General features: G+C 42.9%; 23 protein-coding genes. 7 read left to right on the top strand and 16 right to left on the bottom strand.

The window, feature by feature from the left end; genetic code table 11:
* Positions 1-24 precede the first annotated feature (24 nt).
* Positions 25-756, top strand: coding sequence for a lytic transglycosylase domain-containing protein (locus ACMXYX_RS10560; RefSeq protein ID WP_415884108.1), 732 nt, complete (start codon positions 25-27; stop codon positions 754-756).
* Here the strand turns inward: ACMXYX_RS10560 and ACMXYX_RS10555 are convergent.
* Positions 743-1606 carry a LysR substrate-binding domain-containing protein gene (locus ACMXYX_RS10555; RefSeq protein WP_415884109.1) on the bottom strand — a complete coding sequence of 288 codons (864 nt, stop codon included), beginning with the start codon at positions 1604-1606 and terminating at the stop codon, positions 743-745. The genes ACMXYX_RS10560 and ACMXYX_RS10555 overlap by 14 nt on opposite strands.
* 104 nt (positions 1607-1710) lie before the next feature.
* On the opposite strand from ACMXYX_RS10555, the gene ACMXYX_RS10550 reads away from it, so the two are divergent.
* Complete coding sequence (locus tag ACMXYX_RS10550) at positions 1711-2367, top strand: glutathione S-transferase family protein (protein WP_415884110.1); 657 nt, start codon at positions 1711-1713, stop codon at positions 2365-2367.
* 89 nt (positions 2368-2456) lie between these two features.
* Here the strand turns inward: ACMXYX_RS10550 and ACMXYX_RS10545 are convergent, their stop codons facing one another.
* The 4 genes from ACMXYX_RS10545 to ACMXYX_RS10530 all read right to left on the bottom strand — a co-directional run bounded on the left by ACMXYX_RS10545 (position 2457) and on the right by ACMXYX_RS10530 (position 6629).
* Positions 2457-3227, bottom strand: coding sequence for an amino acid ABC transporter ATP-binding protein (locus tag ACMXYX_RS10545; protein WP_415884111.1), 771 nt, complete (start codon positions 3225-3227; stop codon positions 2457-2459).
* Between the two features lie 12 nt (positions 3228-3239).
* Positions 3240-4340 carry an amino acid ABC transporter permease gene (locus ACMXYX_RS10540; RefSeq protein WP_415884112.1) on the bottom strand — a complete coding sequence of 367 codons (1101 nt, stop codon included), beginning with the start codon at positions 4338-4340 and terminating at the stop codon, positions 3240-3242.
* Between the two features lie 14 nt (positions 4341-4354).
* A complete protein-coding gene (locus tag ACMXYX_RS10535; RefSeq protein ID WP_415884113.1) occupies positions 4355-5536 on the bottom strand; it encodes an amino acid ABC transporter permease in 1182 nt (393 codons plus the stop codon).
* 79 nt (positions 5537-5615) lie between these two features.
* On the bottom strand, positions 5616-6629 hold the full coding sequence (locus tag ACMXYX_RS10530; protein WP_415884114.1) for an amino acid ABC transporter substrate-binding protein: 1014 nt from the start codon (positions 6627-6629) through the stop codon (positions 5616-5618).
* Between the two features lie 517 nt (positions 6630-7146).
* On the opposite strand from ACMXYX_RS10530, the gene speE reads away from it, so the two are divergent.
* Positions 7147-8016, top strand: a complete 870-nt coding sequence (speE, locus tag ACMXYX_RS10525) for a polyamine aminopropyltransferase (RefSeq protein ID WP_415884115.1) — start codon at positions 7147-7149, stop codon at positions 8014-8016.
* A 125-nt stretch (positions 8017-8141) separates the two neighbouring features.
* A complete protein-coding gene (locus ACMXYX_RS10520) occupies positions 8142-9311 on the top strand; it encodes an MFS transporter (RefSeq protein WP_415896463.1) in 1170 nt (389 codons plus the stop codon).
* 25 nt (positions 9312-9336) lie between these two features.
* Here the strand turns inward: ACMXYX_RS10520 and ACMXYX_RS10515 are convergent, their stop codons facing one another.
* The 4 genes from ACMXYX_RS10515 to dusA form a co-directional block, all read right to left on the bottom strand.
* Positions 9337-10755 (bottom strand): hypothetical protein, encoded by a 1419-nt coding sequence (locus ACMXYX_RS10515; protein ID WP_415896462.1) that lies wholly within the window; start codon positions 10753-10755, stop codon positions 9337-9339.
* A 327-nt stretch (positions 10756-11082) separates the two neighbouring features.
* Positions 11083-12777: an HAD family hydrolase gene (locus ACMXYX_RS10510; RefSeq protein WP_415896461.1), complete on the bottom strand. Its 1695-nt coding sequence runs from the start codon at positions 12775-12777 to the stop codon at positions 11083-11085.
* A gap of 128 nt (positions 12778-12905) precedes the next feature.
* On the bottom strand, positions 12906-13856 hold the full coding sequence (gene tal, locus ACMXYX_RS10505; RefSeq protein ID WP_415905977.1) for a transaldolase: 951 nt from the start codon (positions 13854-13856) through the stop codon (positions 12906-12908).
* Between the two features lie 17 nt (positions 13857-13873).
* Entirely contained in the window at positions 13874-14857 is a 984-nt protein-coding gene (gene dusA, locus ACMXYX_RS10500; protein WP_415896459.1) for a tRNA dihydrouridine(20/20a) synthase DusA, read from the bottom strand.
* A 170-nt stretch (positions 14858-15027) separates the two neighbouring features.
* Here dusA and ACMXYX_RS10495 point away from each other — a divergent pair, with 170 nt between their 5' ends.
* Positions 15028-15417 carry a diacylglycerol kinase gene (locus ACMXYX_RS10495; RefSeq protein ID WP_415896458.1) on the top strand — a complete coding sequence of 130 codons (390 nt, stop codon included), beginning with the start codon at positions 15028-15030 and terminating at the stop codon, positions 15415-15417.
* A gap of 106 nt (positions 15418-15523) precedes the next feature.
* Entirely contained in the window at positions 15524-17023 is a 1500-nt protein-coding gene (gene gltX, locus ACMXYX_RS10490) for a glutamate--tRNA ligase (RefSeq protein ID WP_415896457.1), read from the top strand.
* A gap of 256 nt (positions 17024-17279) precedes the next feature.
* Here gltX and ACMXYX_RS10485 read toward each other — a convergent pair whose 3' ends face one another.
* Positions 17280-17642, bottom strand: coding sequence for a hypothetical protein (locus tag ACMXYX_RS10485; protein ID WP_415905976.1), 363 nt, complete (start codon positions 17640-17642; stop codon positions 17280-17282).
* Between the two features lie 142 nt (positions 17643-17784).
* Here ACMXYX_RS10485 and ACMXYX_RS10480 point away from each other — a divergent pair, with 142 nt between their 5' ends.
* On the top strand, positions 17785-18426 hold the full coding sequence (locus ACMXYX_RS10480) for a peroxiredoxin family protein (RefSeq protein ID WP_415896455.1): 642 nt from the start codon (positions 17785-17787) through the stop codon (positions 18424-18426).
* A 71-nt stretch (positions 18427-18497) separates the two neighbouring features.
* Here ACMXYX_RS10480 and ACMXYX_RS10475 read toward each other — a convergent pair whose 3' ends face one another.
* From ACMXYX_RS10475 to ACMXYX_RS10450, 6 genes are all read right to left on the bottom strand, one after another.
* The gene (locus ACMXYX_RS10475) at positions 18498-21185 is read right to left on the bottom strand and encodes an EAL domain-containing protein (RefSeq protein WP_415905975.1); all 2688 of its coding nucleotides are present in this window, start codon (positions 21183-21185) and stop codon (positions 18498-18500) included.
* Positions 21186-21453: 268 nt separating this feature from the next.
* Positions 21454-21909, bottom strand: a complete 456-nt coding sequence (locus ACMXYX_RS10470) for a copper chaperone PCu(A)C (RefSeq protein ID WP_415896453.1) — start codon at positions 21907-21909, stop codon at positions 21454-21456.
* A complete protein-coding gene (locus tag ACMXYX_RS10465; RefSeq protein ID WP_415896452.1) occupies positions 21909-22511 on the bottom strand; it encodes an SCO family protein in 603 nt (200 codons plus the stop codon). Before ACMXYX_RS10465 ends, ACMXYX_RS10470 begins: the two co-directional genes overlap by 1 nt.
* Positions 22512-22538: 27 nt before the next feature.
* On the bottom strand, positions 22539-23027 hold the full coding sequence (locus ACMXYX_RS10460) for a hypothetical protein (protein WP_415896451.1): 489 nt from the start codon (positions 23025-23027) through the stop codon (positions 22539-22541).
* 89 nt (positions 23028-23116) lie between these two features.
* Positions 23117-24127: a CobW family GTP-binding protein gene (locus ACMXYX_RS10455; RefSeq protein WP_415896450.1), complete on the bottom strand. Its 1011-nt coding sequence runs from the start codon at positions 24125-24127 to the stop codon at positions 23117-23119.
* 1 nt (position 24128) lies between these two features.
* Positions 24129-24983 (bottom strand): DMT family transporter, encoded by an 855-nt coding sequence (locus ACMXYX_RS10450; RefSeq protein WP_415896449.1) that lies wholly within the window; start codon positions 24981-24983, stop codon positions 24129-24131.
* Positions 24984-25057: the final 74 nt, after the last annotated feature.

Here is a 25057-nt window from a genome sequence, read left to right as displayed (position 1 = left end):
TTAATAGCTGCTAAACTGCTGTTTATGAAGATATGGAAAGCTACGGCTTCAACCGCAGTTTTAACGATTATTGGTGTTTTCGTTTCGCTAACGCCAGTAAATCTTATTGCGGGCGAAATTCGGAAAATTGTGCACCCAGATGGACGGGTCGAATATACCAACCTTAGCGATAAGCAGAGGAAGGTTAACTACACCAATAAAAGCTCCTCTTCACTCAAAAAAGTTTATAAGTACCGTAATGATGACGGGGTATTGTCATTCTCAGATCAAAGACCGTTGAATATAGGATTTGAAGTTCTGAGGTTTGATTGTTTTGCATGTGGTGTAGCTTCAACTGTTAATTGGCACACCACGCCTTTAAATTTGAATGCACATAGTGATCAAGTTAAAGAGATGTCGAAAAAATACGGCGTTGATGAAGCCTTGGTCCGTGCAGTCATTCATGCTGAATCGGCTTTCCGAGTTAATGCTGTCTCTCGGGTAGGGGCGCAAGGTCTGATGCAACTAATGCCGGCGACAGCGAAAGATCTTGGGGTTACAAATAGCATGGATGCCAATCAAAACATTGAGGGCGGGACTAAGTATCTAGCCCAGCTATTACAGAACTTCTCTGGTGATCTCACCCTAAGTACAGCAGCTTACAATGCCGGCCCAGGAGCGGTGACACGCTATAATGGCGTGCCTCCCTATGCTGAAACTAAAGCCTATGTTGAGCGCGTTGCTATCTTAAAAGAGCGTTATGCTAAAGCGTTGTAGCTTTTTCGCTCTGTTCTAACAAAATTGTACTCAATTCCGTCGCTACAGCTGAGCCAAACATAGGATGCGGTCGAGGAGCGATCGCTAGAACGATATCGACAGAGGGTAGAGGGGGTAAGCGTTTCTCATCAATGATCACTAGATCTTTACTAATGCTAGAAGTCGCCATAGCGCTTATACCTATGCCTTCTCTTAATAATCCCTTGAGTGCAGTTGAACTGGAAGAAGCGCAAACTAAACGATAATCGACCCCTTGCTTTTCTAAGCCATCAACAGCTGTGGTTCGAAATTTACAATCTGGTTCAAATAACACCAAAGGCAGTGGCGATTGCTCTAGCAGTGCTGGATAACCTCCATGTACCCATACGCCGGTGTCATGTTTAAGTACAAAGCCTTCGTCGCCATCTGGCGCCCGGGTAAGAATGGCGATATCTAATTCACCCGAATCCAGCATTGAACGTAATTTACTGCTGCAATTGCATTCAATATTAAAATTTAAATCTGGGATTCTTTCGCTGATAAGCTGGCATAGTTGTGGGAGAACCGATTCCGCATAATCATCAGGGCATCCAATTCTTAATGGTCTTTGTGCTTGGGTAATGGAAAAGTGTCCAATAGCTTCATCATGCAAAGCGATAAGTCTTCGAGCATAACTGACCAGTTCTTGGCCTTGGTCGGTTAAAGAAAGGTTACGCCCTTCTTTGGTAAATAGGCTATGGCCTGTTTCCTCTTCTAATTTTTTCATCTGCATGCTGATTGCACTTTGCGTACGAAAGGTCTGTTTAGCCGCGCGAGTAAAACTTCCAGTATCAACAAAAGCGATAAAGCTGCGAAGTGCATCTATATCCATACAGGGGTCATCCATCAATATTTCGAATAGGAGCTATCAAAACTATTCGTTAGTCAGATAGAAAGCAAGTTGCCACAATCTTAGGTCTAGATACGGAGGATGTTATGCAGTTAATAATTGGGAATAAAAACTACTCGTCTTGGTCATTAAGAGCTTGGTTGATGCTCAAAGCTTTTGAGGTCGAATTTGATGAACTTAAAATAAACCTCTTCACTGATGAATTTTATGAGACGTTAAAGCAGCATACTCCCGTAGCTAAAGTGCCTGTATTGCTCGATGGTGAATTGAATGTTTGGGACTCTCTCGCTATTTGCGAGTATGTTAATGAGCGCTATCTAGAAGGTGCTGCATGGCCGAGTGATATGTCTGAACGGGCCAAAGCACGAGCTATCGTCAGTGAAATGCACTCTGGCTTTAACGCGTTACGTAACGAGATGCCGATGAACTGCCGAGCTAAACGTAAAATAGAGCTAAGCCCAGCAGCACAGCAAGATATTCAAAGAATGGATGCTCTTTGGGCAGAATTAAGAGCTACGCATCAACATTCAGGGCCTTGGTTATTTGGCAGTTTTACGATTGTTGATGTGTTTTTCGCTCCAGCTGTTTTGCGTTTTGTAACTTACGGTATTGAGCTATCACCGCAATCCTCTGCTTATATGCAGACAGTTTTACAACATCCCGCTCTTCAGGCTTGGGTAAATGATGCTCTGCAGGAAACTGAAATGGTTGAAGAAGATGAAGCTGGGGAACCTGTAGAGTAAATTATTAAAATAAAAAAAGCCGCTTAGCTGTAACACAGGTAAGCGGCTTTGCTTTCGCTGGAAAGTTCGTTTTTATTAGGTATTGGCTATTAGTGATCCAATATCTGGCTTAGGAACAGCTGTAAACGATCTGTTTGTGGATTGTGGAAGATCTCCTCTGGGGTATTTTGTTCCACAATTTCACCTGCATCCATAAAGATTACACGGTCAGCAACCTTCTTAGCGAAGCCCATCTCGTGGGTTACGCAAAGCATCGTCATGCCTTCTTCGGCTAGCTCGATCATTACGTCTAGCACTTCCTTGATCATCTCAGGGTCAAGCGCAGATGTTGGTTCATCGAAAAGCATAATTTCAGGGTTCATACACAGGGATCGAGCGATAGCTACACGCTGTTGCTGACCACCTGATAACTGGCCTGGAAATTTATTCGCTTGGTCAGGAATTTTAACCCTTTCCAAATACTTCATCGCGATTGCTTCAGCTTCTTTTTTAGGCTTCTTTTGAACCCAGATAGGTCCTAGCGTTAGGTTTTCTAGAATAGTTAGATGAGGAAATAGGTTGAAGTGTTGGAATACCATACCTACCTCACGGCGGATAGCTTCGATATTCTTCACATCTTCAATCATCTCTACACCGTTTACGGTAAGAGAACCTCGTTGAAACTCTTCCAGTCGGTTAATGCAGCGAGTCATAGTTGACTTACCTGAGCCGGAAGGGCCACAGATAACTATACGCTCGCCTTTTTTAACGCGTAGGTTGATATCTTTTAATACGTGGAACTCGCCATACCATTTGTTGAGGTCCTTGATAACGATGATATCGTCGTTGTTTTCGATACGTTGTTCGTGTTCTATGCTCACAAGGAAAACCTCTTAGTTCTTATGGCTTGTGTCGAGTTTACGTTCAATTGATGCGCTGATCATGGACATGCTGAAACAGCAGATCCAGAAGACTATGGCTACAAAAAGGTAACCTTCAGTAGAATGACCGCCTAACCAACTTGAATTAGCAAGTGCTGTTTGAGTAGTACTCAACATTTCAAAGATACCGATGATCAATAAGAACGTCGTATTTTTGAAGAGCATGATAAATGTTGCCAGAATGTTTGGCATAGAGATCTTGATGACTTGAGGTAGGATGATCAGCAAGGTTTTTTGCCAAAAGCCTAGACCCAGTGAATCCGCTGCCTCGTACTGCCCTTTAGGGACAGCCTGAAAACCGCCTCGGAAAACCTCAGCCATATAACCAGACATAAAGAGCGTAAGCACAATCCATACACGAACGAGCTTATCTACATTTGTTCCTTCAGGGAAAAATAGTGGCAACATTACTGAACCCATAAAGAACAGAGCCAGAACGGGTACACCACGGAAGAACTCAATCAGTACAATGCTCACACTTTTTATAAAAGGCATATCAGAACGTCGTCCCAAAGCCCATAAAAAGCTTAATGGGAAGGCAACGATAATACTCGCAGCCGCCAGTAAAACGTTCAGTGAGAAACCGCCCCAGTAATCAGTGGAAACATATTCCAAACCGATCCAGCTACCATCCAAAATCAAAATAGACAGGAAAGGTAGTGCTAAGAAAAGAGGAATAGCGACCTTGTTGCGCAGTTCCTTACTCAGCATATTAGATGCGGTTATGATACCGACTAGGGCAATTAAACAGACATTGATACGCCAAATTTCTTCGGCAGGGTAGCTACCATAGAAGAACTGCTTCGACCAAGCTTTTACAAATACCCAACATGCACCATCTTTTGTGCAAGCGTCTTGAGTAGCGCCAGCCCAATTGGCCGAGATAAATAGCCAATCGACCAGAGGAGGAATTACCGTCACTAAACCTGCAAGGATAAGTAGTGTTGCAATCGAATTGGATATTGAGTCAAAGAAATTATCTCTGATCCAATGAATTGGACCTACAGTATCACGCGGTGCTGGTTGATCGGGTAGTGGTTTAAATTCTTTCATTTCATCACTCCCGATTAACGTTCAGTCAGAGAAACGCTTGCATTGAAGCGGTTCATAACAAAAGAAATGGACATGTTAACGACAAAATAAACCGCCATTGTCATAAATACGATCTCGATCGCCTGACCTGTTTGGTTAAGTGTCGTGCCAACAAATACGGTGAATAGATCGGGATAGCCTATCGCTGTTGCCAGAGTCGAGTTTTTAACTAGGCTCTGATACTCACTGTTAAGCAGAGGCACAATAACGCGCATGGCTTGAGGAACAACGATCAACTTCATGATCTTGCTCTCTTTTAAGCCGATACTACGTGCTGCTTCTGTTTGACCATGAGGTACTGCTTGAACACCCGCCCTTACTGCTTCCGCAATAAATGCTCCGGTATAAACCGTAAGTGCTAAGGCAAGTGCCATCAGTTCAGGAATAACCGTTACACCACCTCGGAAGTTAAAGCCTTTAAGCTCAGGGAAGTCCCAAGTGAACGGTACGCCTGCTGCAAATAGGGCAACAAGAGGTAAAACAAACAGAATAGCCAAACTAGCTTGTAATACTGGGAACTGCTGGCCGGTGTCATCTTGACGTTTCTTCGCCCAACGCTTGAGGATAAAGATAGAGGCAATGGCAGCAGCAATCGCACCATAAACAATACCTGCACCACTTTCAGCATTTAGTCCTGGGAAGTAGAGGCCGCGAACGTTTAAGAAGATCACTTCCCCAAGGCTCAAGCTTTGACGAGCACTTGGTAGTGCTGCCAATACTGCGAAATACCAGAAGAAAATCTGAAGTAGTAGTGGGATGTTTCGGAAAGTTTCTACATAAGCGACAGCCAGCTTTCTGATCAGTAAGTTATGAGAGAAGTGCGCAACCCCCATAATAAAGCCAACGATCGTCGAAAGAATGATCCCGATTGTCGAAACAAGAATAGTATTTAATAAACCGACAATAAATGTACGACCATAAGTATGCGTTGCATCGTATGGCACCAACGACATTAGAATATCGAATCCGGCAGTCGTAAACAGGAAGTCATAACCGCTTTTGATACCGCGGGCTTCTAAGTTAGCCAGCGTGTTAGAAATAATACCGTAAAAGAAATACCCCAAACCTGCTAGTAACAGCAGCTGGTAAATAATTGAACGGTTTCTAGGGTTGTTGAAGAAGGAGGGTGATGACGTCACCTGTGGCTTTTCAGACATAATTAAGCACTTATCTTCAGAAGGTTATAAGTAAAAATAGCAGAGGGGCATGAAAAATGCCCCTCTGTTTGATCCTTCCTTAGCGTACTGGTGAAGAGTACATGATACCGCCTTGGTTCCACTGGGCGTTTAGACCACGGGAAATTTTAAGCGGAGAACCCTGACCTACATTGCGCTCAAAGCTTTCAGCGTAGTTACCTACTTGCTTCACAATGTTGTATGCCCAATCAGCAGGAATGCCAAGTTTTTGACCTGCATCGCCTTCAGAACCCATTAGGCGTTTCTGAGAAGGATTTCCTTCTGTTTTCGCTTTATCAGCAGAAGCACTGTCGATTTTTAGGAATTCAGCTTCAACCATCGCCATTAGAGACCAGCGAACCACGTTAAACCATGCATCGTCACCTTGACGAACAACAGGTCCTAGCGGCTCTTTAGAGATAACTTCTGGCAGTACCATCGCTGCTGAAGGATCTTTTAGGCCTATACGTAGAGCGTATAATTGAGATTGGTCTGATGTTAGGACGTCACAACGACCGCTTTCGAAACCAGAGCGTGTTTGGTCAGAAGTATCGAATGTGATTGCTTTGTAGCTGATGCCGTTGGCACGGAAGTAGTCTGCAAGGTTAAGTTCAGTTGTTGTACCTGCTTGGATACATACAGCTGCACCGTCTAGTTCTAGCGCACTTTTTACGCCAAGGTCTTTAGAAACCATGAAACCTTGACCGTCATAATAGTTTACGCCAGCAAAGTTAAGACCTAGAGAGGTATCACGTGTGTGAGTCCAAGTAGTGTTACGAGAAAGAATATCGATTTCACCAGACTGAAGTGCGGTGAAACGCTCTTTAGCTGTAAGAGGCTTGTATTGAACTTTGCTTGCGTCACCTAGAACAGCAGCAGCAACAGAACGACATACGTCTACATCAAGACCGCTCCAAGTACCGTTCTCATCTTTCTGAGAAAAACCTGCAAGGCCAGTACTTACCCCGCAAGATACGCTGCCTCTTTTTTGTACATCTTCTAAAGTGCCTGCCTGAGCACCAAAAGCTAAACCAAGTGCCATACCTGTAGCAACAACCGAGGTAAGTAATTTCATTATGTTTCTCCATCCTTTCTGAGGCTATATACGCCGCAAAACTGTCTTGTTTTTGTTATCTGTTGTAGTAAGCGTAGGTAAAAATTCCAGTTCCTAACAAACTTAGAAGAATACAACGAAAATGGTAGTAAAATTAGACTTTGGTTGTAGTTTGGCGCTAGGCCTTTGGTTGTAGGGGCTGGAGCGTGATTCGGTAGATTCTAATGTTGTAAAAAAAAGTTCATAAAATGGATAAAGGAGCAAATAATAAATTTATTTCTGATTGCTTGATCAAAAATGTTATTAGGGTTGAATGAAAATGTTAGTCCAATAAATGGGTTAAATTCCACGAAATAGCGGTGTTGAATGATGTGGGATTTTTGTGCTCTAGATAGTGTGGAAATGCTTTGTTTTTTACCTTTTTCAGGGTATAAATGCGGCCAAAATTTAAGGCCTGCGAAGTTAGGTTTATACTCTAAATTAATGTAGTGCGTTTAGCAGTGCTACCCCTTTTTTCGTTAGTTAGCGAGTAAAGCAAGTGACAACGTCTTTAAAAGAAAATTTATACAAAGAAACACTCCATAAAGGCTACGGTCAGGAATTTGATGTAGAGGAAGTGTTGTTCGAGCAACAAACGGATTCTTGGCATCTGATTATTTTCCGTAATCCAGTTTATGGCACTGTCATGGCGTTGGACGGAATTATTCAAACGACGGAGAGAGATGAATTTGTTTACCATGAAATGCTAACGCATGTACCGATCTTAGCGCATGGAAATGCAAAACGCGTTTTGATCATCGGCGGAGGTGATGGCGGCATTTTGCGTGAAGTATGTCGTCACCAATCGGTAGAGCATGTTACGCAAGTAGAGATCGATCAAGCAGTAATCGATATGTGTAAAACATATCTTCCAAATCACTCAGCAGGTGCTTTTGAAGATCCACGTGCCAATATAGTGATTGCTGATGGTGTTGAGTACGTTAATCAAACAGATGAAAAATTCGACGTTATCATTTCTGACTGCACAGACCCTGTAGGCCCAGGTGAAGTTCTGTTCTCAAGCCGTTTTTACGAAGGATGTAAGAACTTACTGACAGACGGCGGTATTTTTGTCGCACAGAATGGTGTGCCTTTCCTACAGCAAGATGAAGTGATTACGACACGCCGTCGTTTAAGCCCGTACTTCAAAGACCAATCTTTCTACACCGCAGCTGTACCTACTTATATTGGTGGTGTAATGACTTTAGCGTGGGGTTCCGATAATGAATCATTACGATCTATCGATTTGGCAGAGTTGCAAAAGCGCTATGACAACAGCGAAATCGAAACCCGTTACTACAATCCACAGATGCACTTAGGTTGCTTTGGCCTTCCGCAATATTTATTAAATGCCTTAAAAGAGGCATGATGACGAACGGTACTATCTAGTTAACTTACTAGTTAAAATAGTTATCTAGTCTACTCGATAGCCGGTTGCCGTTAGGTGAACCGGCTTTTTACTTCTTATCAGTCTAGAAAGGAACAGATCAGCTTATGCCGCAGTTCGATCAGTATATTCGCCTTTCTGGATTTTATTTCTTCTATTTTGCCTTATTAGGTGCTTTGGTTCCGTACTGGAGCCTCTATCTAAAATCATTTCAGTTTGATGCTCAGACCATTGGTTCACTGATGGCTTTGTTGCAATTGTCCAGGATAGTAGCGCCCAATTTATGGGGGTGGATGGCTGATAAAAGTGGTAAGCGTGTCGAGATAGTCCGATTTGGCGCGTTAATGACCTGCATAATGTTTGTTGGGATTTTCTGGCAAACAACCGCTTTAGGCATAGGTCTGGTGATGTTAGGTTTTAGCTTCTTCTGGAATGCAGTACTCCCTCAATTTGAGGTGATAACCTTAAGTCAGCTTGGTAAAGAAAAATCCCGTTACAGCCGTATCCGGCTATGGGGATCGATCGGATTTATCGTAACGGTCGCAGGCCTTGGCGCTTTACTTGATAATATTGATATCCGTTGGTTGCCTTGGATTCTTTTGGTGTTAATGGTTTTAATCTGGCTGAACACGCTGTTTATCCCTCCAGCCACTGCTCAATTAGATGCGGCCCAAATATCAGCGGATAATCGTAGTTTTATGCAGTTGTTGCTTCGTCCGCAGGTAATGGTCTTTTTTATTATTTGCTTCTTAGTTCAATTCGCCCACGGGGCTTACTACACCTTCTATAGCGTATTGATGGTTGATGTTGGATTTAGTCGATCAGAAGTAGGGGTGCTTTGGGCTGTAGGTGTTATCGCAGAAGTGATCATCTTTATTTATATGCATTGGATGATACAGCGATGGGGTATACGTAATATCATGTTAGTCAGCTTGCTGCTTTGTGTAGTGCGCTGGTGGCTGATAGGCCTAGTCCCAGAAAACTTATGGATTATGCTATTTGCCCAAACGCTTCACGCAGCAACATTCGGCACACTTCACGCCGTTGGCATTGCTTTAGTTCATCAATACTTTACCGAGAAAACTCATGGGCAGGGACAAGCCTTATTCTCTAGCGTAGGATTTGGCTTGGGCGGCGCACTTGGTGCTTATGTCAGTGGCTTGTTATGGGATGATTTTGGTTCTTTCACCACTTTCTCTGTATCTGCTTTGGCTAGTCTGATTGCAGTTGTCTTGGCTTTTGTTTGGATTTTTCCTAACCAAGTAAACTCAAAATAGCATTCGTCTATTTTGCGTTTATTGGTTATTCATACATTGAAGGAAGTTTTGCACCTAAAGCGATTACGCTGTGATTACAAGTCACATAATTGGTTGCCCCAATGGTAATAAAGCCCTCACTATTCAGAGCATTAATGCATAAAAGATCAAACGAACTCTCACCAGATTTTGCAATTAACTCACTTTGTGTGCTGGGTAAGCCAATATATATATCAGCTTTGTCAGGATTTGTTGGGAACGATATTTTAAATGCCGGAGATGATAGATCGGTTAATACTTCTACATGGATAGACTCTTGGCCATCAAACAAATACGCTAATAGTTTATAAGCATAGTAGCCTGGTTTTGCTTGGTTGTTTTTATCGAATAGTGGAACCTTTTGATTTCCCCAAGTTGTTGACATTGCTTCACCTAGGCCAAACCAGAGGCAGAATTTAGCTCCTGATGCCAATATATTTAAATTACGATCAATAACGGCGTGAAAATGGTTTTCATCACTGTAATTGTCCTCATAGTCTAGGGAGGGGCCACCGCACTCAGCCGAAATAATTTTATCCGTTGATAAATTTGTTTCTTCCGCGAGAATGTCTATTCGAGACTTATCCCTCTCTTGTGGTCCGTACAAATGAGCATCTGCGTAATCATACTGGCTATGGAAAAGCACTTCTCTAAAGTGATGATTAATTATTCCTTGTATGTATTCAGTTTGGGTGTCTTCATAATCCATAGTTGTACTGGAAAATGTGCCCCATCTTTGTTGTACCGTGAAGCTTTCGATTCCTTCAGCCAATAATAAAACGTCAAGGTTAAACGCCGCTATGCCTCCCAAAACGAATGTGGCATCAGAATCAAAGCGTTTAACAGCATTATATGTTGCGTTTATATGATCAATTAAATACTCAGTTGAGCTTGCCCAGCCTCCTGACTTGTTTTGATCGCTTATCCATTCGTTAGCTACCTGGTAATACTCCACTGGTGCTTCTAACTCAGGAGCGTCGGAATACCCGTCAAAGTTATAGCGTTCTACTACCGCTTCTACGAAAGTAATCCATTGATTTAAATCTAAGGGTGCTCCGTTTCTTATATGGTGAGTGTCAGGATGAGTAGCCCAAGGTGCATTAGATTCAAAGGTAATGAATGGCTTAAGGTTTAATTGTTGAAGAGCTTTGATGCGCGCATCCATCCCTTGCCACTCAAATGTGCCTTCTTCAGGTTGAATTTTCCCCCAGGAAGCAGTGATTCTAACAGTACCTATCCCCGCATCCTTAACTACAGGGTAGTTGTATACGTTCCCGCTAGGGAATGCTAAGCCCAGCGAATAATTTATAGGGACGTCAATTACTTTTAAATCAACAGGAAGCGTTTCAGCTTTTGCTGCGAGGCTTAATATCAATAGAGTTGTTATTGAAATGCAGCAGTAAAGAACCTTATTTAAATGTGACACTTGGGTCTCCTTGATGCTTGATTATGCAGGAGCCTAGGAATCCAACGTTTCATTAGATTGCTTTTGATAGCTTTCATTTGCGGAAAAGCACTAACAGAAGTGTTTTAGCTCATGGTAAATGGAGCTAAAGTTGCACCTAGCTGTAAAAGTTTAGCTTGTGTTATCAAACCGTTAAGAGAATGTTTTTCAATTGGATTGAAAAATACATGCGCAGTAATACTACTACCATAAACTATAGTTTACCCTGTTGAGATGCAAGACTAACTATATGATTTTTTTAATTTTTTAATTGGTGTTAAAGAAATAATTAGTCGTTAAAGGCATTAGCTATTGTTCGGTAGTCCTACACTGCTTTCTGCAAGATAGAATCAGTGCCCAAAATTCTGAAAAGTCATTTACGACTACGTCAGGTTTATAAGGGTAGCGTTCATTCCCCGGGAATATTTTATTTAACCAAGGCTGATCCCACTGAGCGCCGTTAAAGAAGACACTGGTGATCCCGGCTGATTTAGCGGCAATCACATCGGTTGTACTGTCTCCGACGTACCAGATATCCATGCCTAGATCACAATTTAGATTGTCTGCGGCTTTTAATATCTGGTCAGTGTGAGGTTTGCGCTGGACCGTATCATCGCCACAAATTTCGGTATCAAATAGATGCGCCCAACCATCATCGACCGTATTGAGTTCGTGAATAAAGAATTCGCGATCGCGATTGGTGATGACGCCAACGGTCAATCCCAGTTTTCTCAGGCCTTCTAGCATATTCCTAACTTTGGGTTCAAAGGGCAGGGCTGTTCCGTAATATTTTCGGTAATGCTCAGTAAAACCTTTGTGAGCGACTTTCTTAGCAACTTCATTGTCGGCAAAGAGGATCTCGAAGATATCGGTTCTGGATATCTTGCGGTCGAGTTTTATTTTTGGGTGTAGGCTTAAATTTTCACGGACATATTGTACAAGTCGTTGATCATCGGGGGATTTACACTTTGCAGAATCTACTAAATGTTCAAGCAGACCCATATTACGAAGGTCTTTGAGCATATCATCCACTGCGTGATACATAGCATCCAGAGTATCTACAAGAGTGGCATGCCAATCAAATAGAACAACTTTAGGGTAGGTTAGATTCACGACAGCAGGATGCCAGTCAGGTTCTTCCCTCTGTGGTTGTGGTTTTCTTGGAGGTAGTCGGGGGGGGCGTTGCTGTACCAATTCTGGGGTGGTAATGCCATTGCGGCTTTGTAAAACGAGATCTAATAACTCGTCAAAATCATCAATGATAATATCTGGATCGTATTGATGATGAGCCGTTTCAGCAAAGACTTGTTCGAACCAGTGAGGGCTCCACAGCGCGCCGTTATAAAAGACTCGTGTCACGCCAGCCTTAGTAGCTGTCATCATATCGGTAACGCTATCGCCTACATACCAGAGGTGCTGGTCGGCGAGTTCATCGACTGATTTACTCGCCTGAATCATCGAGCTAGGCGCGGGTTTATAGTGCAGCATCTCATCGCCGCAAAGTGTGACATCAAATAACTCTTTCCAACGGCCATTTTCTACAGCCGCTAATTCGGGTTCTAGAAATTCACGACTACGGTTGGTCACAACACCGATCTTAATACCTAATTTCTTTAGATAAGTGAGGTACTCATACATACCTGCTTGGAAAGGCTTAACGCTGCCGTAGTGGTTTCGATAGCAGTCATTGTAAGCTTTGTGAGCAATAGCATTAGCTTCATCGTTATTGCCAAACAAAACCTCAAATACATCGGTTCTGGATATGCGTTGTTCTGCTAAAACGCGTGGATGCAGATGTCGATAGATACGGATATAGCGGATGAGCTTTTCGTCATCTTCTGTTTTGGCTTTCTCTTCGGGCAGAATGTGTCGGGTGAGATTTAGCTCGTCTAATTGAGCAAGCATCTCTTCGATGGCTTGATACATTGCGCCGTGGGTATCGACAAGGGTGCCATGCCAGTCAAACAGCATGAGCTTAGGGTAGGGGAGTACAACGGTATCCATATCTGATCTCCTCAGCCAAAATTGAGGGTGGCATAGAAATCAGTATAGACAGGATATTGATTAATAAAGAAAAAGCCTTCAGTAGGTTTTCTCTACTGAGGGCTTTTAGCTATTTGAGTAGGGGTGTTTTATACCGCTAGAAGAAGCTTCTCTAGCTTGACCTGATCAGCTGTAAAGCTGCGGATACCTTGAGCTAGCTTCTCTGTAGCCATGGCATCTTCGTTCATCATCCAGCGGAACTCAGCTTCGCTCATAGAAAGTTTGCCTTGCTCAGAAGCCGCAGATTCAGGTGCCAGTTTAGTTGGCAGCTCATCAGTGCTGTCTTCTAATTCTTGCATCAGGGCAGGCGCGATTGTTAAGCGATCACAACCTGCTAGCTCTTGGATCTCGCCAATGTTACGGAAGCTCGCACCCATCACGATGGTGTTATAACCATTCGCTTTGTAATAGTTGTAGATGCCCGTTACTGATTGAACGCCTGGGTCGTTAGCACCCGTAAAGTCGCCATCTTCGTTCGCTTTAAACCAATCAAGAATACGGCCAACGAAAGGAGAGATCAGGTAAACGCCAGCATCTGCGCATGCTGCCGCTTGGGCAAAGCTAAATAGCAGAGTTAGGTTGCAGTTAATGCCTTCTTGCTCAAGCTGACGTGCTGCTTGAATTCCTTCCCAAGTAGAAGCAATCTTAATCAGGATGCGGTCTTTAGAGATACCGGCTTCTTCATAAAGGCCGATCAACTTACGTGCACGTTCCAATGTTGCTTGAGTATCAAACGATAAACGTGCATCAACTTCTGTCGAGATGCGCCCTGGAATGATATTTAGAATCTCACGACCGATCTCAACCGCAAGGCGATCAGTCATGTTGTCCAACACTTCTTGCTCGCTACCGCCTTTTTCAGTCGCCCAGCGCTTAGCTGTTTGTAATAGAGCGCTGTATTGTGGAAGCTCAGCGGCTTTTAGCAGTAGAGATGGGTTAGTGGTCGCATCAACGGGTTTAAAGCGAGCAATGGCTTCGATATCACCGGTATCAGCAACAACAGTAGTAATTTCTTTTAGCTTTTCTAACTGACTTGTCATCTTTCTAGTAGTCCATTCTAATCTGGTACACGTTCCAGTGCTTCAAAGAGTACATCAATTGAAGCGCCAGGTTTATGCGCATTTTCGCTAATAAAGCGGCGGAATTGTTTGCCACCGCGTTGCGCGTGAAATAGTCCAAGCATATGCCGCGTTATGTGGTGTAGCGAAACACCTTCTGCTAACTGTTCTTGAATATACGGCACCATCGCGAGAGCAGCCCCTTTACGGCTGATCTTCTCATCAGGACAGTTGTATAACTCGTTATCTACATCTGCCAAAAGATAAGGGTTTTGGTAGGCTTCGCGGCCTAGCATTACACCATCAACATGTTGCAAATGTGTGTGACACTCTTCGAGAGTCTTGATGCCGCCATTGATGTGCACTTCTAAATCAGGGAATTCCTGTTTTATTTGGTAAACCCAGTCATATTTCAATGGTGGGATATCGCGGTTTTCTTTAGGGCTCAGGCCCTGAAGAATCGCTTTGCGCGCATGGATAATAAAAACATTACAACCACTGTTACGCACTGTCTCTACAAAGCTGACTAACTCTTCGTAGCTATCCATATCGTCGATGCCAAGACGGTGTTTTACCGTAACAGGGATCTTCACCTCGGCTTGCATCGTCTCTAAACATTCAGCGACTAACTGAGGGTGAGCCATTAGGCAGGCACCGATCATATTGTTTTGAACGCGATCGCTAGGGCAGCCGACGTTAAGATTCACCTCATTGTAACCATAATCCTCAGCCATCTTGGTACATTGAGCTAAATCGGTTGGGTTGCTGCCACCTAACTGCAATGCAACAGGTTGTTCCTGCGTGTTGTAACGCAAAAAACGATCTGCTTCTGCATGGATCAAAGCACCGGTAGTTACCATCTCGGTATATAAAACCGCTTGGCGGCTCAAAATACGGTGAAAATAACGGCAGTGGCGGTCCGTCCAGTCCATCATAGGTGCAACGGTAAAACGACGGTTTAGGTTATCTGTTGTAGAGGTCATTAAATGTGTAGATACAATCAAAATCGAAGAACAGAGGCGATTATATACTGTCTACCGATTTTGCGCTGCACATAGGTGGATTTTGTCCAACTATTTGTACGGAATCCAATGTAGAAGTGATAGCCTTAGTTTCTAACGCTAGGCGATAAATTTAGGGAAATGACTTTACGATGAGCGATAAACCACAGGGTGCGACTGCCAAGAATACGGGCTTAAAGCGTTTTTATTACGCTTCTATCTATTCATGGCAGGGCCTGAAAGCTGCTTATGTTCAAGAGCCTGCTTTTCGCTATGAGGTATGGGGAAGTGCGGTGCTGATTCCCCTATCTTTTTTAGTTGCGCAAAGCCCCATGCAATTGGCGGCTTTAATTTGTACTTGCTTGCTGGTGTTAGCTTTTGAGCTGGTAAACAGTGCCATTGAAGCGGTGGTCGATCGCGCGGGCACTGAGTTTCATGAGTTAGCAGGGCTTGCCAAAGATCTAGGCTCAGCCGTCGTGATGGTCGCACTGATTATGGGTGGCCTGATCTGGGGTGCGGTACTTTGGGAAAACTATTTATAGTTTCTCTCCCATTATCTATCGCCTAATTGATTTCTTAGTGGCTCGAAAAGGGCCGCTAAGTATATAATTGCCGCTATTCATTTTTATCAGATTTCCAAGGACACCAATGACGACCGTTCGTACCCGTGTTGCACCTTCTCCAACAGGTGACCCTCATGTAGGCACAGCCTATATCGCATTGTTCAATTTAGCCTTTGCTCGTCAGCATGGCGGTCAGTTTATCTTGCGCATCGAAGATACAGACCAAACACGTAGTACGGATGAATCTGAACAGAAGATTCTGGACTCGCTACGTTGGTTAGGTTTGGAATGGGATGAAGGTCCAGACGTAGGTGGTCCTCACGGTCCTTACCGTCAAAGCGAACGTAAAGCAGACTATGCAAAATACGCGATGCAGCTGGTGGAAGAAGGCAAAGCATTTCTTTGCTACCGTACATCTGAAGAGTTGGATGAGCTACGTACAGCTCGCCGTGCTGCAGGTGGTCACACTGCGCTTAAGCAAAGCGATCTAGCCCTTCCTGAAGAGGAAGTAGAAAAGCGTAAAGCAGCGGGCGCGCCTTATGTAGTGCGTATGGTTGTACCTGAAGGTGAAGGTGCCTGTGAAGTTGACGATATGCTTCGCGGTACAATTGAGTTGGAATGGGGCATGGTTGATGCTCAAATTCTGCTTAAATCTGATGGTATGCCGACTTACCACTTAGCAAACGTTGTAGATGATCACCTAATGGAGATCACGCACGTTATCCGTGGTGAAGAGTGGATCAACTCAGCGCCTAAGCATAAGTTGCTTTACGAATACTTTGGTTGGGATATGCCGAAGCTATGCCACATGCCGCTTCTTCGTAACCCGGATAAATCTAAGCTATCTAAGCGTAAGAACCCTACTAGTATTCTTTACTATCAGCGTATGGGCTTCTTGCCAGAAGCATTGTTGAACTACCTTGCTCGCATGGGTTGGTCTATGCCGGATGAGAGCGAGAAATTCACACGTCAACAGATGTTCGATAACTTCGATATTCAGCGTGTATCTCTTGGTGGTCCAATCTTCGATCAGGAAAAACTAAGCTGGTTGAATGGCCTATGGTTGCGTGAAGACTTAGATCCTGAGCAATTTGCAGCTAAGTATCAGGAGTGGGCGTTAAACCCTGAATACCTGATGCAAATCGTTCCATTGATTCAACAGCGTGTTGAAAAACTGTCTGATGTCGCTCCACTTGCGAGCTTCTTCCTATCCGGCATGTTGGATATCACAGAAGAAGATTTTGCGCATAAATCATTGGAACTTGATGATATCCGCAAAATGCTACAGTACTCAGTATGGTTGCTAGATACCGAAACTCAGTGGAATAAAGATCGTTTATTCGGTCAGCTTAAACAGCTTGCTGAAGCAATGGATTACAAAATCCGTGACTTCCTATTCCCATTGTTTATCGCAGTAGCGGGTACTAACCAGACAGTATCTGTAATGGATTCTATGGCGATTCTTGGCCCAGATATGACACGTGCGCGTTTACGCCATGCGGTCAATGTTCTTGGCGGCCCTTCTAAGAAAGAAGCGAAACGTTGGGAAAAAGAATACCGTGTTCTAAGTTCGAATATATCTTAAATACAAGCTCTGTCTAAATAAGGCCCATAAAACAAAACTTTTTTGGGCCTTTGTCGTTTTAGCAGTTTCTATTTTTGCTATCAGAGATAAGTGAAAGGTCGATGTAGAGGAGTTAATTGATAACGGTCTGCCTGTACGTACCTAGCTTTTGGTGGAAGTTTTAAGAAAACAAACCGTTAGACAGCCTTAGTGGAAGGAAGAGTTTTTCTCTGATCTTCCCTTATCTCTCTTATTCTTTGATAACTAGCGCGTTGGATTATTCGTATGACCAGCTGCCTTGCTCTTCTAGCAGTATTTCCTGAGATTCACGAATCACTTGTAGTAAACCAGATTCATAAACGTTGTAGGTGATATTGCCGTTTTGAAAACGGTAACCAAGAAACCGACACGGGGTAATGCCATCAGCACAGGTTTGATGCAGGGTTTTACCTTTTAAATTGATACTGTTACCAGATCTCTTTGACGTGCCTGTATAAGAGATCTCTTCACAACTAACTTCGCCTTCAGCGCAATGCTTAGTGATAACTACTTGGTAGTTCTCTGTTTCAAGTATCTCGCCAAATGCAGTATTGGCTAGAAAGAATAGGGCTATCGCAAAAAATCTCATAACATCACTCATCAATCTATCAGCTCCCATGCTACACGAGCGCATGTGCAGTAAATACCATTATAAAGATATTTAAAAAGAAGGTCTTTGTTGGTTTTATGAACTAACGCGATGTGAGGGGGTCTATGAAGCTCATATAGATGATGAGATTAATATGTCGTATCTAATCGAAAAGTTGAAATCTAGCACGAGCAAGCAGCACTTAACGCGGCGTCAGTGGCTTAAATCAGCCGCTTTAACAACTGCAGGAATAGGCGCATTTGGGCTACTGTCTGGTCCGTCCATAGCTAAAGAAAATACTCGTGGCATCAGGGGGCGTATAGCGCCTGAGTTAAACGTGAATTATTGGATCGATGGCCAAGGGAATAAGACTGAACCATTTTCGGTATCAGAGCATAGAGGTAAATGGGTCTATCTGAAGTGTTTTCAGGAGTGGTGCCCAGCTTGTCATTCTGTAGGCTTTCCAAATTTGCAGAAGTTGAAAGCCGCTTTCCCCGATGACGACAAAATTGTGGCTGCGGTTATCCAAACAACATTTGAAGGTCACTCTATTAATAATGAAGATGCTTTACGTAAAAATCAGCTGAAATACGGTTTGGATCTGCCTTTTGGCCATGATCCGGGTAATGCTGATCTGCCTCGAACTAATCCAGGTCATTTCCCAAATACTATGGTGGAATATCGTACAGGCGGAACCCCTTGGGTTACGTTGATCGATCCGAATGGCGTGGTAGCCTTTGATGGTTTCCATATCGATATCGATCAACTGATAAGTTATTTAAAAGAGAATGCTTAACGTTTCCGGAATCACTGCCTGATTTTAGGAATATTAACGTTGTTAGTATTCCTAAGTGATTCGGTAAAATGTTAAGCGGTTAACGTTTCGCAGATTAAGTACTTTTCTAAATCTTCTTCATTTAGAGGTTTGCTGAAATAGTACCCTTGGTAATGCTTGCAACCCTGTCTTAAAAGCACTTGCTGCTGTTCTAGTGTCTCTACCCCTTCTGCTATAACTGAATAGCCCAACTCGTGGGTCATTGAGATAATATTTCCAACAATGACGGCATCATTCGGGTCGGTGGTGATGTCGTTGATAAAACTTTTATCAATTTTTAATTCATCTAACGGCAGTAATCTTAGGTAGGTCAGGGAGGAATACCCTGTACCAAAATCATCCATAGAAATTTTGACACCTAGCTCTTTTAAGGTGTGCATTTTAGTAATGGCCGTTTCAGTGTCATCGATGATGACTCCTTCTGTTATTTCCAGCATAAGCTGTTCTGGCTTAATCTGAAAACGATGAATACTGGCTTTAATATCGTTTACGAAGTTGGCCTGATTAAATTGAAGTGGACTTACGTTAACAGCTATATAACGAATAGATTTGCCTTGGTGATACCATTTTTTCATTTGGCAACAGGCTTGTTCGATTACCCAATGCCCTAGCTGGATGATTAAACCGCTTTCTTCGGCAATTGGTATAAATTCGTTGGGTGAAATAAAACCTCGTTTAGGGTGGCTCCAGCGCAGCAGTGTTTCAACACTTTCACATTCACCGTCAGCATTAACCTGAGGCTGATAAACCAAGTTTAATTCATTGTGGGAAATTGCATAGCGCAGTTCAGCTTCTATTCGTAAGCGTTCATCTGCTTTGGTTTGCATATCTTTTTCAAAAAAACAGTAATGGTGGCGACCATTTGATTTGGCTTGATACATCGCTGTATCTGCCTGTTTCAGTAGTTCCTCAGCGCCAAAGTGCACTTGGTTGAAGAAGGTGATACCGATGCTCGTAGTGATATGGAAGTGGTTTGAATTAAGTTCAAAAGGGACATCAAGTGCTTCGATTATTTTGTTTGCAACTAGACGTGCGCGTTCATAAATTTGTTCTTGATTTAAGCGAGGGAGGGCAACAATAACAACAAATTCATCGCCACCTAATCGGGCTATAGTATCTTCTTTTCGTAAGCATTCGGTGAGCCTGTTACCTACCTGAATAAGCAGCTCATCTCCGATGCTGTGGCCTAAAGAATCATTAAGGTGTTTGAAATGATCTAAATCCAAGAACATCACTGCACCACTACAACGTTGCCTTTCGGCACTGGCTAGACGCTGATTTAAACGATCATAGAGTAATCGTCTATTTGGGAGGCCGGTTAAAGGATCAAAAAAAGCTAGTTTTTGAATTTGAAATTGGCTTTCTAAAAGCTGTTCTGTCTTGCGGTTAAACCAATGGGTTAAAGCACCTAATTCGCCTTTATCTGTTGTTTTTATCAACTGCTGTGAGCGATGATCGTCAGTTAAGCCCTCTTGTAGTTGTTGCGTAAGTTGAAAGAGAGGATACGTTAGGTGGTAACGCAATAGGGCCCAGACAAGTATGATGGCTATCAGAACAATAAAAATAGTAGCCATAAGGAGTTGATTAAAGAGTGCTTTAGCATCTTTACGGGCGGAACTGTTTGGCATAACTGTAACAATCTGCCAAGCCGTTTTAGGCATAGTGGTTACTGTAACGAACACGGCCTCGTTTAAAAAGTGATCTTGTTCAATAAGTTTATTAGCTCTTTGAGAAGTTTTAAATTCAGGTCTACTTAGTAAAGACGCAATGATTTTTGCTTCTGGCAGATCGATTTGATAACTATCGTTTGCAAGCAATGTAGCAAGCGTATCGGTCTCAATGCCGTTAGGTGAATTTAGAGATCTATTCTGAATACGAAGTAATCTGGCGAGAGATTCAAATGTCCCAAATTCTTTTGCTAGCTCTTCCATTGTTATGTAAGGGAGTAGACTTCCTTCGTCGGAAGAAGGATTTGATAGGCGAGCCAGTTTGTCATCAGGAAAGGATAGAAACCTACCGTTACGGTCCAGCGCGAAAGCATATCCACCAAACTCTTGTGTTGCTTCATGGAGTAACTTTTGCAGCCCTTCGAGTTTGAGATCGACAGTTGTAGCACCTAAGAATTTTTCATTCTCATAAAGTGGTGCAGTCACTGTGACCATGGGCTGCAGAGAGTAGGGGTCAGTATAGGATTTGGACCAGTAGCGTTGGTTTCTGCCAAGATGCTGAGCCGGCACATACCACTCTTCATGATGATAGCCATTGCCTTCTGGAAGGTTGTAGTCGTTGTAAAAATTTAATTTTCCTTGTTTATCTCTGCCCCAAAAATGGCTATTCCGTTCAACATTTTTATTTAGTATGTAGGGCTCTGGCCAAGTACCACCTCCTGCTATGAGATGTTTGGAACCTGCTCTATCTAGAAGAGACAGCATTAAGGATGAGAAACGTTTATCTTCAGAGGGGATTACTTTGGCGATATCAGCCATAGAGGTGACAATTGATTCCGCAATGGTGGTACGCTGGTTTAGTTCTGAAACAACCTTATCGCCCGCCTTACTTAATTTTAGATACGCCTGGTTTTCAATTAGGTGATCACCGATAGCGCTTACCACGGCGATTATGGTCACCATTATTAGAAAGAAAATAGTAAGGAAGATTGCCGACACGCGAAACTGTAGACTGTGGTACCAGTGGATATTGAAATCAGGTGTACTACGCATAGTTCAGCCTCCTGCTGATCTAATTCTTATCCTTAGAATGGCGATGATCTCAATTTTTAGGCCGTTCCAAGTTGCCTGTTGGACTTGCCGTCTGATTACAAAGTAGTACATATATCTCGCAGTTGCGAGAGAACGAGAAATTAAATTTTTACGAATGTTGGAACCTGAATTTACAGTTCCAAGGGAAAGTATTTACTTTTTTAAGCCCTGACTACAAACCATTAAAAAAGGCCCTGTAAAACAGAGCCTTAATTTATTCAAAAGGGGATTAGTGATGGTGGTGGTTAGTCTCTACGACATTTTTTATTGGTGCTGAAACATTGATCTTCTCACCATTAGAAAAGGTAAGTTCTAGATCAACTGTATTGCCAACATTTAAGGACTTGTCTAGTTTCATAAGCATCAGGTGATAACCACCAGGTTTCAACGCTACTATTTGAGTGCTTGGGATTTGAATTTTTTCGACTTGACGCATCATCATGACGCCGTCTTCCGATATGTGATTATGAAGTTCTGTTCTTTTAGCAGAAGCAGTTTTTGCAGATGTTAAATATACATCGCTTCTATTTCTGTTTGTTATGTTTAAAAAAGCTGCAGTATGGCCAGAACCTGGAATAAGTGCTCTTACGTATGCGTCACTGGTAATGATCTCCGCCATTGCAGAAAAGGAGGTTAGGCTGAGTACTGTCGCCAGGCATGTATTTAGCAGAGTTTTCTTGTTCATTATGTTTCCTCGCTTAGTAACGCTTGAATCTCTTTAGTGAGTTCAATTGGTGTAAGTGCATGGTTTAAAGCTTTTGAAAGTTTGCCATTTTGATCGATTAAGTACAGGCGCGATGAGTGGTCCACAGCGTAGCCCAAAGCCGAATCATTTAACTCGACCATACGATAAAAAGCACCATACTGTTTTACTACTTTATCTATAGTTTCACGATCTGCTGTAGCGCCGTGAAAATTAGGATGGAAGTAGCTTGCGTATTTCTCTAGTTTCTCCGGTGAATCTCTATCCGGATCTACACTCATAAAAATTCCCGCTACGTTTTCTTGCTGAGCAGGTGTTAGGTCCTTGAGCCCTTGGGCAGCGACTGCTAACGCTGTTGGGCAAACATCTGGACAAGAAGCATAGCCAATAAAAAATAGTACAACTTTACCACGGTAATCTTCTAATTTTAGCTCACCTTGCTGAGACTGAAGGGTAAAATCCCCCCCCAATTTTTCACCTAATGCGATGCGTTGTTCTACTGGCTGTGGGCGAAGGTAAAAAGCTAAAGCTACACCTGCTAGCATAACGAGTGTTAGTAGAAGAAGATTTCTTAAAGTGGTCATTTAATCATCTGTCCTTTAGGTTAAAGGTTATCGGGCATCAAACTCGAAATTGGCTTGTGTAATTTGTCCCTGTTCTTCAATCTTAATGGAAGATACCCAGGTCATCTTTCCGGTTGTACAAATTGGGAGGGTGATACTCCCTTGCCATCTGTTGTCCGTACCTGGGATCTTTGTCAGTAAAGTTTGGTTGATTCCCATGTACATCGATTTGCCTTGAAGGTCGACTAGGACTTGTTCGGCAGCAATATTTTCGATAGTCACATCAAACAATAATGGCTTACTTGAGCTGATCTCTTCTGCAACGATCGATAGCTCTACTTGCAAATTATCATCAGCCGCAAGACATTTTCCTTGATGCAGATCGCACTCAGGAGCTGTTAGCAATTGACGAGTGTGAGGGGGCGTTTCTTGTAACAGCTGCGGCAAATATATTACAGACCCCAACCCGATGATTATGACAAAGATAATCAAAATCTGTAGGGGGAGGGTATTGCGACCCTGAGTTGGTTCGTTCATATATCTGTTCCTGAGTACCGCTATAGTCTACTTTCTTGTAGTGTGACAACAAAAGTGACAAATTGTCGCACCAAGAATACATCTTTTTATTAATTGATGATGCAACTTACTAATTGTTGCTCAAAGCTTTTCCAATCATGTTCTTGGTGGGAAATAACTTCGATCCGGTTATCTCTACGATAAGCGATGGTTTCGATACCAAGCTCATTGCCTACTTGGTTAAAAAACTTCCAACCTCGATCGGTGTGAAATACACCTTTGACTCGATCTACATTTTCAATACCTTGTAGAACCACTTCGAGCTTGGAAGTCGAGAATTTATCATCTGGATTAAAAATCCACCCCATTGTATGTAAACCGTCATTAACATTTCCTTTATGAAACGGAATTTTAGGGCGAGGCTGAAATAACATACCGATCATTGGAGTTGCACTATTATCCTCGTTAGATAAGTGTCGATGATGCTGTTGTGATTCAGTTTCTTTGGTTGTGTGAGTGATATCTAGAAGTGAAAGGTTAATTTGCCCTTGGGTAGTTACTATTTGCTGTTGTTTTGGGGGGTAAAGCCCCGCCATTTTCTGTTCTGTAGCCGAAACTTGTTCTGATGAAGCAAGATCCGTTTTGTTTAATACAATCACGTCGGCTAAATTAATTTGGTCTTGAAAAGTAGGATGTTCAGTTATCTCGCTGTTTTCGATCGAGCGCGGGTCAACGAGGCAGATAATTGAGCGTAGTTCTAGAGCATCTTTGAAATGTTCATTTTTCAGCGTGTCTACGATGCCAGCAGGGTGGCCTATACCAGTAGGTTCAATGATGAGTCGGTCAGGTTTTGTTTGCCTTAGTAGTGTCGCTAAAGTTGAGGTAAGGCTGGGGCCTAACGTACAACAAATACAACCACCAACGAGCTCTTTTACTTTCACCCCTTCGTTACTTTTCGTTAGGACTGCTTGGTCTATGCCTATTTGACCAAATTCATTCACTAAAACGGCCCAAGTTTTGTCATCGGGCTTTTGAGCTAGCAGATGATTGAGAGCTGTTGTTTTACCTGTCCCTAAAAAACCAGTGATGATGTTGGTTGGAATATTTTTTAATTGGGACATCTCAGGTTCTCTTCTTATAGATTGAAGGCAGTTGTGAAAGCAGCATACCAAATAACATTAAGCCACAACCTAGTATACCTAGCGTGTTGAACTGTTCTTCTAGAATCAACCATCCACCAAATGCAGCAGCTACGGCTTCAAGGCTCATAATGATCGCTGCATGAGCTGGAGGGGCATGTCTTTGGGCAAAAATTTGTAATGTGTAAGCAATGCCTACAGAGATAAGGCCTGCATAAGCGATTGGGGCCCAAGAGTCGAATGCATTATTAAGCGTAAAGCTATCAGATTCGATAGTCATCGCTACGAGTCCACTACAAACAGCACAAACTAAAAACTGAATTATGGCTAGTCGGAGGTTATCAAGCTTTGGGGCTAATTTTGCAATCAGTAGTACGTGTATAGCCCAGCAAGCGGCTCCTAGTAGCTCTAAAATATCTCCAAAGTTTATGGCGCTGAGGTCCCGGAAGCTAAGAACATACAAACCGAGAACAGCAAATAGCCCACCTAGCCAAGTATTGATATTAGTCGTTTGACCAAGCGCTAAACCAATGATGGGTACGAAGATGATATATAGTCCTGTGATAAACCCAGCATTACCTGCAGTCGTATAGACTAAGCCTGCTTGCTGAAATGAAGCACCGGCAAAAAGTACTAGTCCAGCTAATGTGCCACTTATTATTAGAGTTCGATTATCAGTGCAGTGATCTGACCTTTTGAATAAAAACAAAAGAGGGAGTAGGGAGCAGGCACCAAGCAGAAATCTTAATGCGTTAAAGCCGAATGGCCCTAAAGATTCCATTCCAAGTCGTTGTGCTACAAATGCAAATCCCCAGATGCATGCAACTAAGAGCAACATGAGATCAGCTTGTATTTTTTGCGAATTCATAGGCTAAATTTGAGTGTTACAGATGAGGCGCTAAAGGTACTCTA

The sequence above is a fragment of the Neptuniibacter sp. QD72_48 genome, assembly GCF_047778065.1.
GTDB lineage: Bacteria > Pseudomonadota > Gammaproteobacteria > Pseudomonadales > Balneatricaceae > Neptuniibacter.
Note: the sequence above shows the minus strand (reverse complement) of the source record. Positions and strands in the feature narration are given on the sequence as shown.